9 protein-coding genes and 1 pseudogene are annotated in these 14453 nt (G+C 56.7%); 4 read left to right on the forward strand and 6 right to left on the reverse strand.

Annotated elements, in window-relative coordinates; translation table 11 throughout:
* Position 1 precedes the first annotated feature (1 nt).
* Both P0D84_RS18675 and P0D84_RS18680 read left to right on the forward strand, forming a co-directional pair.
* Positions 2-2242 (forward strand): hypothetical protein, encoded by a 2241-nt coding sequence (locus tag P0D84_RS18675; RefSeq protein WP_408338751.1) that lies wholly within the window; start codon positions 2-4, stop codon positions 2240-2242.
* A complete protein-coding gene (locus P0D84_RS18680; RefSeq protein ID WP_408338753.1) occupies positions 2235-2819 on the forward strand; it encodes a hypothetical protein in 585 nt (194 codons plus the stop codon). Before P0D84_RS18675 ends, P0D84_RS18680 begins: the two co-directional genes overlap by 8 nt.
* Before the next feature lie 447 nt (positions 2820-3266).
* Here P0D84_RS18680 and avs1c read toward each other — a convergent pair whose 3' ends face one another.
* The 6 genes and pseudogenes from avs1c to avs1a form a co-directional block, all read right to left on the reverse strand.
* Positions 3267-3518, reverse strand: coding sequence for an AVAST type 1 anti-phage system protein Avs1c (gene avs1c, locus P0D84_RS18685; protein WP_207909690.1), 252 nt, complete (start codon positions 3516-3518; stop codon positions 3267-3269).
* 26 nt (positions 3519-3544) lie between these two features.
* Positions 3545-6628, reverse strand: a pseudogene (gene avs1b / locus P0D84_RS18690) (AVAST type 1 anti-phage system protease Avs1b); the annotation flags it as partial.
* A gap of 27 nt (positions 6629-6655) precedes the next feature.
* Positions 6656-7141 carry an ISAs1 family transposase gene (locus P0D84_RS18695; protein ID WP_408338755.1) on the reverse strand — a complete coding sequence of 162 codons (486 nt, stop codon included), beginning with the start codon at positions 7139-7141 and terminating at the stop codon, positions 6656-6658.
* Positions 7122-7607 (reverse strand): ISAs1 family transposase, encoded by a 486-nt coding sequence (locus tag P0D84_RS18700; RefSeq protein WP_408338757.1) that lies wholly within the window; start codon positions 7605-7607, stop codon positions 7122-7124. The genes P0D84_RS18695 and P0D84_RS18700 overlap by 20 nt, the downstream gene beginning before the upstream one ends.
* Positions 7523-10399, reverse strand: coding sequence for a trypsin-like peptidase domain-containing protein (locus P0D84_RS18705; RefSeq protein ID WP_408338759.1), 2877 nt, complete (start codon positions 10397-10399; stop codon positions 7523-7525). The genes P0D84_RS18700 and P0D84_RS18705 overlap by 85 nt, the downstream gene beginning before the upstream one ends.
* The gene (avs1a, locus tag P0D84_RS18710) at positions 10392-11570 is read right to left on the reverse strand and encodes an AVAST type 1 anti-phage system MBL fold metallo-hydrolase Avs1a (protein WP_408338761.1); all 1179 of its coding nucleotides are present in this window, start codon (positions 11568-11570) and stop codon (positions 10392-10394) included. The genes P0D84_RS18705 and avs1a overlap by 8 nt, the downstream gene beginning before the upstream one ends.
* Positions 11571-12332: 762 nt before the next feature.
* On the opposite strand from avs1a, the gene imuA reads away from it, so the two are divergent.
* Together imuA and P0D84_RS18720 are read left to right on the forward strand one after the other, a co-directional pair.
* Complete coding sequence (gene imuA / locus P0D84_RS18715) at positions 12333-13046, forward strand: translesion DNA synthesis-associated protein ImuA (protein ID WP_408338763.1); 714 nt, start codon at positions 12333-12335, stop codon at positions 13044-13046.
* Positions 12970-14433 (forward strand): Y-family DNA polymerase, encoded by a 1464-nt coding sequence (locus P0D84_RS18720; protein ID WP_408338766.1) that lies wholly within the window; start codon positions 12970-12972, stop codon positions 14431-14433. Before imuA ends, P0D84_RS18720 begins: the two co-directional genes overlap by 77 nt.
* The last annotated feature ends 20 nt before the right edge of the window (positions 14434-14453 follow it).

Consider the following 14453-nt stretch of genomic DNA (forward strand, 5'->3'; position numbering starts at 1 on the left):
TATGACCAAAACTCAAGCAGACGCGCTCAAGCTTAGGCCTCCAAGAAAAACGTCTACCGAAAATTCACACCCAGAAATCGAGGAATCCAGTAATCGTGCGCGGTTGGCGTTCTCGGTAGAGACACTATGGAAGCTGAAACGCGAGGACGTCGTTTCAGTTCAGTCCATCTTGCAACATGGTCGGCATTTCGGGCTCTGGGAGACACCAGCTGAGTGGCTCGCACCTGGTTCGTCGAAAAATCACGTTGACCTTCGCGACCGCATCTGGAACTTCTTGCCAGTGCCCCTTCGCATTCGTCCTGACGGGTTGATGGACTCCCTGCTTGACTACGGAGCTCTTGTCGCAACCCGCTATTTGACACTGCTTCGAATGGGTCCATCTGGCAAAGGGCGCGATGGGTACCGCGCACTCGGTCCGTCCACCGTCAAGTCAATCGCATACTCCTACGTCACGCATATCATCTCGCTTGCGGTCGCCAAGCACTATCGCAAAATAATCAACCTCAACGGCAGCATTGCTCCTGATCTGGTCTCCCCATCATCCAAGATACTCTCCCGTCTTACCCGTGACGACCTCGCTAACCTCACGTCTGGCGCGGTTAAGGGCATTATGAAGGAGTGGTATCGCATGGCAATGTTAGCTGCCATGGGGTACTGGGACGACGTTCCGAAATTTGAGGAAAAATCTCGCGCGAAGGCTATCGCCGGCGCAAAGAAGGAGAACCCGCGACCTACTCCCCGCGACCCGCATCTTCCTTTGCCGGACGAGTACGTCGCGCAAATGGGTGCAAACGCACTCTGGCTTACGCTCGACCTGGGGCCAAACCTCCTTTCAATATGTGAGTTGATAGGCCCCGAGTGGAGAAACGCAGCCAGGGTGGGTATCGGTCCGGCAACCGTTGGTAAAGAACGAAGTAGATTCGTCAGAGCGTTCCTTAGAAATTTTGAATGGCGCGACCGGGATGGTCGAATCATAGAAACCCCTCCTTTCGTTCTCCGGCTTCCGACAAGGAAAGGCTTCGGCGCCAAGAATGACGTCAGTGACAAAGGACTTCGATGGCCTCCCAAGAACTTCCAGGACCTCACAGGCTTGTTCGGGTGTCTTCAAAACGCCCACATGTTTGTGGCGTTGCTAAGTCTTGCGCCGAGGCGCTCTGAGATTTTGGGACTCGAAAGGTCTTGTGTCCAGTATGCGATTGATGGCCATGCTTATGCTAACGGTCTGACGTACAAGCTGGTCGAATTGCATGAAGGAGAATATCGCGATTGGTTATTGCCTGAGGTAGCCCGGATAGCTATCGAGCAGCAAGCTCGACTAATCGCGCTTTTAGAATATTTAGGGCCGCTTAAGCCGGGGAAAACGACGAAAAAGGGTAACGAATCCGGCTCTTATCTATGGGGGCAAATTTCTTCAGCCGGGTCAAACGACGCTGGTGCGGCGCTAAAGTACACGTCGAAGATGCTCAAATCCTTCGCTCGTGTGATGGACATGGACCTGGAACCTGAAGGCCAAAGCATCCGTGCTCACCGCTTTAGGAAGACCCTTGCAAGATTGGTCGCTCTAGCTCTAACGCAAGCGCCAAGATTGCTTATGGAGATATTCGGCCACGCTACGATTGATGCAACGCTCCACTACATCCTCACCGACAAGGGGATTCGCGCCGAAATTGAAAAGGTCACCCGCGAGTTACGCGTCATGCTTGCGACGGACGTCGTCGAAGCAATGCTCGCTGCTGATTTGGCTGGGTCCGACGACTTAGGTGGTTTTGGAGGGCCCGCAGCGGAGGCCATACATAAAACCATCGAGATTCAACGAGAAAAGCGGCATCGCCGCGGAGAGGATTTAGGCGCGGAAAGTGCGACAGAACTCGGAGAGCTGCTAACGCTTCAGGGCAAAGCGTGGGAGATGGTTCGCCCTGGGGTTATTTGCACCAAATTCCCGGGTGAGTCGGGTCCCTGTAACCGAAACAGGGGATACCCCGAGCCATCTAAATGCCAAAGTAAGTGCGCGCATCGACTCGAACAACGCTTTCTACATGACGATGTCGATGGTGCCATCGAGCAATGTGTCGCGTCTTACGAAGATGCTGTGAGAGATGAGGAGTCTCTCATAGCATCTCATTGGGCAGCCCAAATTCGCAGTCACGTTGTTCGCTTCAAAGATTTGTATAAAAAGTGGCTTTTGCATCCGACCGTCAAAAGCCTGATGTCACTGGATTCTGGCAAGGAAGCTCATGTCTGATGCAAAAGGAAAACGCACTTACTCGGAAGGTTCTCGAGCCAAGATGCGAGAATCAGCACTCGCTCGCGGCAGCGCAGGGAGTGAAAAACGAGCAGAAGAAGTACGGCAGATGATGACCACCATTCAACAAGAGATGGCCGCCAATCAAGGAGTGTATCCACACAACGGAGGGGCGGTCTCGTTAGCGGAGGTGGCGCGGCGGTGCGAAATTCATCCGAATACTTTCCATAAAAAGAACTATCGCCAGCTCAAAGGAGACCTGGATACTTGGCTGAAAAGTCTTCAGCAGGGGGCAATAGTAGGTAAGACCCGTGTTCGGAAAGAGCTTACCAGTCGGGCGAATGAATGGAAAAACTTGTACGAAAACCTTGCAGATTCTCATCGACTGAGTGAGACGGACCTCGATTACACAAAGCAGTTGCTGGACGACGAGCGCAAAGAAAACAAGAAACTTCGAAAACAGTTGCGAATTCTTCTCAACAGGTTGAAAGAGCAACCGCGGTCACGTCGAAATACATCTCAACTATTCGATACCTTCACGTTAGCCAAGCGCGCAAAAAGGCACAAACCGTCGTAGTTGGTACCCGCCATTCATTTCGAACAGGTCATCGACGAGTTTCATGTCGAAGGTTCGGATATTCGGCGTCTTCATACGTTGCATATGGTCTCTGCGCGTTCGGTAATCATACCGGCGTGTTCGCGCGTGCAGCGCAGGCCGCCGTTCTTATCTAGTCCAATCGTGGCAATCGAAGAAAGTATGCCCGAACGCGAGCTGGGCATCGCAGTGTATCCGCCTTTGCCGGCGACAGGGCCAAATTTGCGTAGCTGTCTGCGCGTAGACGTGTTTAATGGACTACTGCTTGCACACACGTCGCCGCGCTATTTGCTGGTGGTTAGATTTCGTTTCCTGACCAATGGATGTCACTGCTGCCCGAAGCCCTGATATAGAGCTGCTAAGCCGCAACCAGGGCGCAGGACAGTTTGGAACCAGCTACAAAGCGAGGTCGAACGACGGCTGATGAGATTACCGTCCCTTGTCATCCAAGAATGAACCGCCAAAGTCCATGTTGCGCATCTGATAGGTTTGGTTTGCGGTCAGGCGCGCCAGCTCGTCGATACTGAGAAGGTCGATTCGACCATTTGGAAGGTAGCGCACACTGAGCAAACTATCGGGGCCTCGGAGTCCCTTAGCGAAATGCATTTTCCCGTTTATCACTTGTTCCCGCGCATAGTTCATCCGCTCTTCAAACTCGGCTCTAGTAGAGGGCGTTTGCATAGACGTATACATACTGTCATTACTCTCTATAGTTTGTGAAGGACTGCTCGGACTTTACCATTGACTCGTAGAATCCACCGCATTTGCCAGCCTTCAGGCAATGCGAGTGCATCCCGCTCAATCGCAAGTAGCGTGTTCTCATGTCGACGACTTGACGCTGGGCTCGTCACAGTACCTCCATCTCTCCAATGGTATCGGACGGTTTTCGACGCCTGAGCGCGAACAAGCTGCAGAAATCGGGGTGTTGGAATGGCTGGACTAACGGAACCGAAGTACGCAATGGTCGGCAAGGCTCTGCCACAAGTAGCGATGGGTTCATCGGGGCCGGGCCGTGGCAGCTCCGTTGCCTTGAAGCTAGGCGGCGTAGGCGGTGCTGGCTGGGACTGGCCGGGAGGCACAAGATGCGATGTAAGCTCTACGTCAGTGGTACGGTGCTCAATCTCCATGAGGCATTGAAAATCGAGGAAGACCAAGTTCCCATGCGATGGCACGTAATTTCGTTCGCTGCCGCTTTCCACGCACGCGACCAGGCTTGCCAGCAGGTCTCGTCCGTTCTCGGGCTCCCGAAGCGTTTCTGGGTTATAAACTCTGAGCACGACCTCAGCATTTCCGAGCTTGCTGGCGGGCATGGGCTGAAAGAGTGCGGTATTCAGCGCATAGCGAACAATTGAAGCCCAACGGCCGGTTGGAAGACTCGAGTCTTCTCGCCCACCCTTCGCGACGAGCGACTCCAACTCAAAGGCCAATTCGACCGTCAACGGCTGACATGAATCAACCATCTGAGCTGCGAAAGTTCGTAGGCTGCCTTCGGTAAAAAGACCGAGTTGGGACAAGTCGCGCCAGAGCTTGTGCAGCGTCAGCGGGACAAAATTAGGCGGCCTCTTATCGGGGGCAGGAGTGGAGACGGGGCAGTCCTCGGGGAATCGCTCCTGCAGCGTCCTAAAAGCCGTCACGGCCGAATCGACACCACGTTTGCTCGCGCGCTCAACGATTCGCACGAACGTTATGAACCGGCTAACATGCCGACACTCCTCGATAACATGTGCAAGCTCGATGTAGGGCTCGATGCGCAGCCACAACCCCGCCGGGTCTTCACGGGAGAGGATGTCCAAGGTAGCGGAGGCAATATCTGCCCTATTTCGCCTGTCCATCGAGACAGCAAGACGGGCGAGTTTTGAGAGCCAGTCTCCGTCCATTCGGGCAACCCACAGCACCATCGCCGCGCCGCTATCACGGCGTTCCCAAGCAGGATGGTCTAAAGTCCAAAGCAAGAGTTCGAGCAGTGCCTCAGATGCGCCGCCCGCCGCAGAGCTACCGATGTATGCGAACGGCGCCGGGGAGGCGTCACCCACGATTTGCCTGACGTGGTCAACGGCTACCGCCAAGAGTGCCGTCTGCTGGGCTGCGTCAATCTTTTTGCCGACCAGCGATATGAGGTGGGATGAAACCGCCCACCGTTGCGTATGGCGCTCTTCGAGAGCCAGGGGGCCATACAGTCTGGCGAGCTCATCTGCGTTCTGGACTTGAGCGTCGATGAGCCGGTCGGCGTCGCTGCCGGAATGGTTGTTCGACCAGACCGACCATCCTCCTGCCTGTAACGTTTGTAGTGCCCGTATGCACTCTTGCGTCGCCGCCGAGAAGTTGCGTCGGTTTATCAGTGTACGTGCGCTATCAATTTGAGCACGGGCGTCTCTTACTGTCGAACGTTTTCCAAAGGTACCGGGCATGAAAAAGCGGTCATCCTCGGCATCCGCTTCGGCCACGTCATCGGTCGGCGCATTGGTGTCAGATTCAGGCGTCGGTGTCTTATCCGCTTCATCTTGCTCATAGCTAAGACCGAAACTCGATGTCAGCCGTTCAATCTGGCTTGCGTCCAGGTTAGACATCACATCATCGCGGAGACGCACAAAGTCCGGCTGAAGGTTGGACGGCAGACTTAGAACGAAACTCCTCAATAGTAGCCATGCGCGCTCATTATTCAACGAATTTGCAATCGAGCGGACCCGGTCCTTTGCTCGCTCCAAGTCGTCAGGACAATCAACCAGTTGCGAGATGATGGCAGCGTACTCTTGCCCCCAGTCGGTCAGGTGCCGTTCGTCGCCATGTTGATACACCTCGAGGAGTGCCCAACGTAGCTGCCAGCTCGCCTGTTCACGACTGTGGCGCAACAGCGGAAGCAGGGCAGCCTGCTCCTCCAACGCTGCTCCTGGAAACCGCATACCAACGAGGGTTGAGACGCGGTCGAGGTTGCCACTCGTTGCTTGTGCGAACAACTCGCTGAGAGTGCCACAGGTCTGATGTTGGAAGTATCGGACTGCATCCGAGAAAAACGACCTATGGCAGAGCTGGCCGATGAAATTTCCCTTGTCGGCGCGAATAAATCTTTGAAATGTCATCTCGCCCGTCGCTCTCTCCAAGAGGCCAGCGATTTGGGCTAGCGACGAAGCATCGACGGGCGTCGTAGCAGGTAGCGCCTCCAAGGTGCTGGTCATCATGGATAACTGGTCTTCCTTGTACCAGCTCGGCCCCATCGAGAACGACAACATCGACTTATAGGTTCGGAGAGCCTCCTCATGGGCGTCCAGCATGGCGAACAGCGGGACAATTTGCAGAAGCTCTGGCACCAGTTCGAACCTATTCTCAACGTTCGCTGCGACGTAATCCCTGTAGCGCAAGACGAGTGAGAAGACCTTGTCCGCGACTACCCCTTCGGGACGGCGCTCAATGAAGAGGCGCAGCACCTCGTGGAGCCCCCGCCGGAATCCTTCGTTGTAGATGCCAAGCTGTACTTCGAAACTGCCCTCAATTGCGTCGAGCAAAACCGCTGCTTTCGTCGGAAAACATTCAAGCACCAGCTTTGCAACGCGCCGGTACAGTTGCGGAATTACGGTCTCGGGAATGAAGTAGCTTGACTCCCAGTGAATACGGGATTCAAGCTTGAACGCAAAGCAAGGAAGAAGGTCATCGGCTAGGAACGACCATACGGCATCCAGGCCGGCTTGGTCTTTTATCGCCATGGCCCTCCGGCCCTTGCCGTCACACCATGCAACTGCTCGTGCGATGGCCTCGAGTGTCCTCTCCCAATCATTATTGGTCGGCATATGCACCGAAGGCGTGGTATATCCAGGGCCGGAGCATCAAATTCTGGGAAGTCGCGTGAGCTGGAGTAACTCGAATAAGTAGTCGGGATTCCAGCCGGCGACCTTGCGACGTGCGGCCACGCTGCGCTTTTTCTTACCGGATTCGGGCCGCATGCGCAGCAAATTCAAAGTGATGCGGCGCAAGGTGGCGAAATTGGCCGTCGCATTGCGCAAGCGCACGGTGCTGGCGTCCTCGCGGAAGGTCACGTCAAGGCAATGATGCAAACCATTCTCGATGGCCCAGTGCATGCGGCTCGCCTCAAGTAGGTATTTGGCGTCGGGTGCTGCGGAGCTGATCAGGTACTGCGTCTGCGAGCTGACCTGGCCCGCGATCTCGCGTGTCCGCTCAATGCGCACCAGGCTCTTAAGCCTGGGCCAGCGGTCCAGTTCGCTGAGATAGTCCGGCGCTGCCACTGCGACACAGTGACGGGTTTCAAGGCGACCATGCCCTTTATCCAGCGTCTCAAAGATCGATGGATTCATGTGCGCCCAATCGTGGGCTTTGCCGATTCGCATAGTCTTCAACGGCCTGAGCCAGACCGGGCTGGTTATCCTTCGCAACCAGCAGATAGTCGCCACCACGCTCAGTGATCTTCTGGGCGATGGCCACCTGAGTGCCGATGGCGTCTATGGTTACCAGGCTGCCCTTGAGCGACAGGACGGGCAGCAGAGCTTCAATGGCAGTGATCTCGTTTGACTTCTCCTCGCAGCGCTGCTGCGCCAGCACCAGCCCACTTAGACTCGCGTAGGCCGTCACGCTATGCAAGGCACGCACACCCCTGGCGTGCGTGCCCGAACCACGCACACTCTTGCCGTCGATTGCGATGACCGAATGAAGATCCGGACACACCTCGCCTACCCAATTCAGCAGGCACGCATCCAGTTGCTTCGGATCGAGCACCTCGAAGATCCGTCGGATGGTGTCGTGCCCCGGGATGCCATGGGGCAATTCGAGGTATTGCCGAAGCCTCGCTTCGTTGGCAAGCCCCCATTCTTCCTGGTATATCCGTCCTGACGGAACGAGGAAGCGCGAAGGCGTATCATCGCACTCTCGAAGATAGCTTCGTCAGGCTCTGCTCGGTTCTTCTCATAGAAGGGCAGCGTTCCGTCACCCATATCTACGCCTGCGGAGTACGTCTCGACGATACGTGGGGAAGCTCCAGCTTCAATCAAGGCATTTGTAAAGACAAATCGTCGGTCCTCCGAGCATAGAGGCGCGTTGATAGCTCTTTCGATGTCGGAGAGCAAGAGGTCAACCATCTCGCGCTTAAGCACGATTCCATAGTGCTCTGAGTACATTTCGGCATGCGCCAGGGACTGCAGAAAGAGAAGCAGTTGATGACGCAAGTCAACGTCGACCGGCACGCCCAGGCTCGAGAAAGGTCGATACCCGCCCTCTAGGCAAAGGTACGCCCCTGTAATCTCACCGGTTAGCTGCCTAACTATTTCGCCCCCTTCCTCTCGCGAGAAGTTTCCACCGGGGCGGAGCAAGTAGCCTTCAGTAACGGCTCGAAGGAATCTCGTGAACGATGGGTTGTCACCAGCGGCGTGTGCAAGGGAAAAAGCATGCAGTCGATAATTCACCGCACTGAGAAATTCTTGGACACCGACACCGTTCTCGGAATCCATTTTTTCAAATACTCTATTCACGTCCCGCTGAACAAGCTCCAAGACTTCTGAGGCCGGCTCAGGGCTTCCCTGCTGGGTCAAGGCGTTTGCTACAGCGAAGGCTTCATCTGCCGAGACAACGAGGCGGCCGTTGCGAACGACATGCCTAAGCGCGTCGTCAGTTTTTCCTAGTGAGATGAGCGCCAACGCGACGAGCTCGGCCGACTGTACAAAGAGTGTGTTGTACCTAAAGGTAAGGCGCTGGGAAAGTAGCAGCAGCCTGATGATGTCGATTGCACTCCCGACGCTGGTGGCCGCAGTGAGGGTCTCATCAATGTCCGCGAGCAAGACATCTGGCTCCGCGCCAAGTAGCACAGAGTCGTCAACCCACGCCTGCTGACAGTCGCGAATGGCCAGCAGCACGGACTCTCGGCCACCTCTCAGCCCGTGAGAAATTTTATTAAGAACTCCATAGTCACCGCTTTCCATTGAGTTGCAATAGCCTGCGAGACGTCCGTGCACCCATTCGTCGATAGATGCTGTCTTGTGAACGACAAATTCTGAGAATGACGGGTGATAAATTTCAGTGTTCTCGGGATGGGCGAGCAGATGCCGAACACGAAGGAGTGTGGACGGGAAGACCCCCGATTCGGCCGAGGTCAGCATGCTTGTTAAATTGCTGGCCGGGATACCCCAACGCAGGCGGGCAATGATGCCAAGCAAGTTGACGACGTCAGCGTTGGGCATAAGCTTGGCCCAGATAGTCTCATAGTAGTCCTGAATTGAACCACTGAACACTGGCAACTCAGTAATGTCACCCTGAGTGGCCCCGTTGTTCACCAGGTCGACTAAGTACCGAAGGTATAGGGGGTGTCCCATCGCCCTGTCGCAAAGAGTCCCGACGATTTCCGTGCTGGCCTTGTCCTTGTCAAGGAATTCGAGACATACCCCGTATTGGATGTCGCGGTCGAGGGGGGGCAGGGTCAAGCGCTCCGCACCCTGGAGTATTGTCCCGAGGCTACTAGCAATTGAATCTAGTCCGACGCCAGTGATGGCGACCACCAAGCCGTCAGGCACCTTTTGCGGCAGCAGATTGATGAATCGTTTTAACGTTTCTTCGCCTGCAGCAGCAGCCTCATTGATGCCATCGATGAAGAGCACGCCCACCTTCCCTACCTTCGCACAGCGCTTCGCTAAGGATTGAAGCACGTCATTGGTATTCTCAATGAGCTGACTGTATGACAGTTCCATTAGCCTGGCTGGCTTGCCCGTGGCTCTTTCGGAAAGTAGGGAATTTACCCAGTCGAAGAAAACCTCTGGTTGGGCTTGGTGCGCCGGCGTTGAGCCACGGACACGCTCAGTAAATTGGTAAGCGCCGAGCTTATCCAGCTCTGGTAACTCCGGGCTGAATTGTTGGCAATACGTAGACTTACCGACACCGTGCGAGCCCTCGATGAAGACGTAGCCACCGCGCTTGGTGGAAATGGCGGATTCGAAAAGTGTGTTAAAGGCCGGCCGCGTTCCGATTGGTACAGGGTCGTCGTTGTCAGTTGGCTCATCAGGCAGCAGGCCATTTGCGCGCAAGAAGGGCTTTAGAATGGAGAAGCTTAGGCCCCCGATGGCACTGTCTACGTTGAGTCGCAGCAATCCTTTGCAGGCGGCGCCGACCATGAATGGGGCGCCAGAGAACCCGTGGTAATCCGATAAATGCGTTCCTGGCTCTATCGACAGGTCCAAGTCGACGCCATGTACCCGCTCGGGCAGCACTTGTTGTATCTCTCCCCTGACGACATGGCCCAGCAGTAGTTTTGCTGCCGGGTAGCCGAATGCGAACCACTTTTCGCCAGGACGCAGGCCATCAACATTAATGGGTATGGGTTCGACGCTGAGCGGCGTAGCCAAATGCAGCAGGCAAATATCGAGGTCTTCGTCGTGTTGGCCCACAGCCACCGTGAGTTCAGTAGCGGACGACCCAATTCCAAACCGAACAGTCACCGGTGCGCCATCAAGTATTGCGGTTTCGACGCAGTGATACGCCGTGAGGACGAGGTCCGCCTTGATAAGCCACCCGGTTCCGGATTCGTTCTTACCCTCGACTAGGCACGTGGCCTGCTTGATTTCGTCTTCAGTCATTGTTGACCTCCCCCAGGTGAATCCAGTCGTTCTTAGCCACATGGACACTGAAAGCAGTGCCGGACCTCGATGTATGTAACTCAAGCTGCTTTGTCGCAGCGGTCTCGTAGTTAAAAAACAGGTGCCTTGTGAATGGAGCCGGTCTGTCCACGATTTCGGCTAACACCTCAAAGTCCGGATGGCCATGGCGAGTTCCGTCGGATGAGATGAGAAAGCGGGGCGAGTCTGCAACCGAGAGCAGCTCTACGCTCGTGTTGTGAAGGCTCCCGTGATGCGAAACCTTGATAGCATCAAAGATAAGAGGCGTAGTTGGCGCGTGAAGTGACCGCAGCTTCGCTACGACATCTTCAGCCCAAGCATCTCCGAGGAAGAGAACTCGCTTGTTTCCCGCAGAGACGATGAACGTGATGGAACTGCCGTTCGGAATGGAGGTGTCTGGCGTATAGACTTCTGCGAGACGAAGATTTCCGCTGGCTGCTATGGGTGTGGCCTGAGGATTGGAACGGTCTGGCATGCTGGCGCACCACATCTCATATGCGTCGTCAATGAGGTCGCTGGGCTGAGATGAACCCTTATAGCCAAGTTTTTTGACCTCACTCAGCCACAGGTTTCGCAGGTCCTCGAGACGGGCTGTCGTAGGCCCAATGACGTGGAGGCTCACATCACCCGGCAGAGTATGCATGTACCCCTCACTGATGCACTTCGAGCCGTTCCCCGAGTTCCAGGCATAGTTGTGCTGTCGAAGGAGCTTCGCAAGCGAACTTCCTTGTCGAGCGCTTATGGGATTCGGCGAAGATGTCGGAGGTCGCGGAAATCCACGCCGCCGAATCGCTTCGAGGACTACGCCGTCATAGATGCTGTCGGGCCCTGCGGTCGGAGCAGGCAACGACCGTAGGCTATTGTGCCAGACTGCGTCCACCTCAATGCCTCGTTTGGCAGGAGTGCCGTTTTGGGAGAAGAACTCCAGAAGGCCGCCGATGTGGTCGGCGTCGATATGCGTGCAGACAACCAGGTCGAGTCGAGCTCCCTTTTGCGCAAGCTGCGCCAGGTCTGGCGCAATGAAGTCTTGGTATGTGGTCGCGAAGCCGGCATCAATGAGAACGTACGTCCCCCCGGCGTCAACAAGAAAGGCGTCGCCGTTCTTGGCGGGGTACATCTTCAGTCCAAACATGTTAGTGGGCGAACAGGTGGTCGCTTTCACGTCAAGTGTACTTATCCGAGTGTGCATACCCAGCTGTGCTCACTCCCAAGGTTTATCGCCATTGCCGCAACCGGACTAGGATGCCTAGCATTATCTACTTGCTTTGGCTTGCGATGCACTCATTCCATACGCGGCGAGACTTCACACGGCGGGACGACTATTGTCAATTCGATAAAAGCAAAACGGCCAACTAATCGAGGTGGCCGTTTTGCTGTTCGAACGAGGCTATCGTAGTAGAGAAAATGCAAATTATCGAGATGCATTGCTCAATAAAATATAATAGGTGCATCTCAAGAGTTCAGCGTTCGGCTCTAGCTACATTCGACAATCCCACCCAGATTTGCGCCGCATAGCATATGCGTTATCTCTGTTGACTGCATCCTATCTCGGTCCCGATGCATGACCCGTCACATCCGCGGCAGAAGTGCCGGTCCCGCACGCTGCCGTCGACTCGCCAGCTGTTCGTAGCGTCCGGTGACCTCGTGCCGACCGTTCGGTCGTTCTCGCTTGCGAAGAACGTCGGCTCGCCCGCTCTGCCACGCGCGACTGCTTCGTCAATGGTCGCATCCCCAAACGCGTGACGCAATTCGGCCACGAACGCCGCTATCCCGGGCATCGGGTGCTTGCGCACAGGCATATCCATCATCGTCTCCCGTCGCGACCAAAAAGGGGCACTGCATAAAGCAGGTTTTTGATATACGATACTGTACATCCATACAGTATTTTTGCAAAATGACCGCCTTACCACAACACGTCGAGTCGATTCACCCAGCGCTTTGGCGCGGGGCACAGCTCGCCCGCGTGCATGGCAGGACGGTCGACACAGGCTACGCAGCCCTTTCCGCCGAGCTACCAGGCGGCGGCTGGCCACTGGGCGCACTCGTGGAACTGCTCGTCCAGCAGCCAGGGATTGGTGAAATGCGGCTCCTGAATCCGGCGCTCGCAGAACTAAGCACGCGACCGATTGCGCTGCTGCAGCCTCCGCATGTCCCCAATTCGCTGGCGTTCTCGTATCTCGGCCTGCCGGTGGACCGTCTTATGAGATTGCGGGCGCCGAAGGCGGCAGATGCGCTCTGGTGTGCGGAGCGCGTGTTGCAGGCTGCGAGTTGTGGTGCGCTCATCCTATGGCAGCAGCACATCCGGACCGAGGCGCTGCGGCGATTACATCTCGCGGCGCAGGCGTCGGAAACGTTGCTTGTACTCATCCGGCCGCTGGCCAGCGCACAGGACGCCTCGCCTGCCGCGCTGCGGCTGGGAGTCAGACCAGCTGACGGTGGCCTCGTCGTCGACGTCGTCAAGCGACGGGGCCCAATACGAAGCGAAATGCTGTCCATTCCCCTGCAACCGTCACCGATTCTGCTCAGCCCCTATGGCCGTGTTCGTCGCCATCTTCCTTCCCCGGCTTTCGCTGGAGGTGTTCCGTCCGAGATGGTCGCCTCGCACTGAGCACGGGTGCGTAGTGCTCGAGCGCGACAAGGTTGTGGTGGCGGATACGATGGCGCGGGAAGCCGGTGTGCTGCCCGGCATGAGACGGGGCGGAGTGACGACACTTTCGCCCGATGCGTTGATGTACGACCGGAGCGTCGAGCGCGAGCGCGAGATGCAACGCGAGGTCGCGTTCGGTTTGCTGCGTTTCTCGCCGCAGGTCGCGGTCTGCGATGAGGAAACCATCGTCATGGACGTCACGGCCAGCCTGCGTCTCTTCGGCGGCATCCGCCGCGTCTGCGAATTGATGCGCGACGTGGTGAAGTCCATCGGCGTGACTGTGCGCATGAGCGTCGCCCCAACTGGCCAGGGCGCGTGGCTGCTCGCAAAGCGCGGCCGCTGCCGCGTGCTCAAGATGCTGTCGCTTGAGCGAAACCTGAACGCGTTGCCGTTCACGGTCGTGCAGGAACTGCGTCCGTTTGCTGACTGGTTCCAGGGACTTGGCTGCCGGGTGTTGGGTGACGTCCGCCGCTTGCCGCGCGCCGGGCTGAAGAAGCGCTGCGGTGCAGGCTTACTCGATGCGCTCGACCGTGCCTATGGCCTTTCGCCAGAGCTGTATCAATGGCTCGAGATGCCACCGACCTTCAGCGCGCGCACCGAGCTCCCGGACCGTGTCGAGCACGCCGAAGCCATCCTGTTTTCGGCGAAGCGCCTCATCGTCCAGATGTGTGGCTGGTTGAGCGCGCAGCAACTCGCGCTCACTCACGCCACTGTGTCGCTCGAACATGAGCGTGGCCGCGAAGCCGTCGAGCCGACCACCCTCGAAGTCGCGCTCGCAGAACCGACATGGCACGAGGAGCATCTCGTCCGCTTGCTGAAGGAGCGCCTTGGTCGCACCGAACTTCCAGCCGCCGTACTCGCAGTTCGCCTGACCGCATCCAGCGTGCAGCCCGCAGAGCCACCAAGCGAGTCGCTTTTCCCCGACCCGGGTGGTTCAGCCGAAGACCACAACCGTCTCATCGAGTTGCTGGTCGCGCGGCTCGGCTCCGAGAACGTGGAGCGCGCGGCGCCAACATCCGACCATAGACCGGAGATGGCGAACCGCTGGGTGCCAATCGAGAACGACGCGAAGACGCAGGCGCTGCCCGTTGAACTCCCGCGACCGACCTGGCTGCTTGAGGAACCCATCAAGCTTATGGTGAAGAATCATCGACCGTTTTACGGCTCGCCGCTCAGGCTCGTCTCGATGGGCGAGCGCATTGAGGCAGGTTGGCATGACAGTGAAGCAGTCACACGCGACTACTACGTCGCTGAAGCTGCCGACAAAAGCTGCTACTGGATTTTTCGCGAACGGCCCGTCGTGAAAACCGAGGAAGTCCGCTGGTTCCTACACGGCCTGTTTGGCTGAGCAGATACGGTGCGCTCGTG

The organism is Paraburkholderia sp. RL17-337-BIB-A, assembly GCF_046025895.1.
Classification (GTDB): Bacteria; Pseudomonadota; Gammaproteobacteria; order Burkholderiales; family Burkholderiaceae; genus Paraburkholderia; species Paraburkholderia fungorum_C.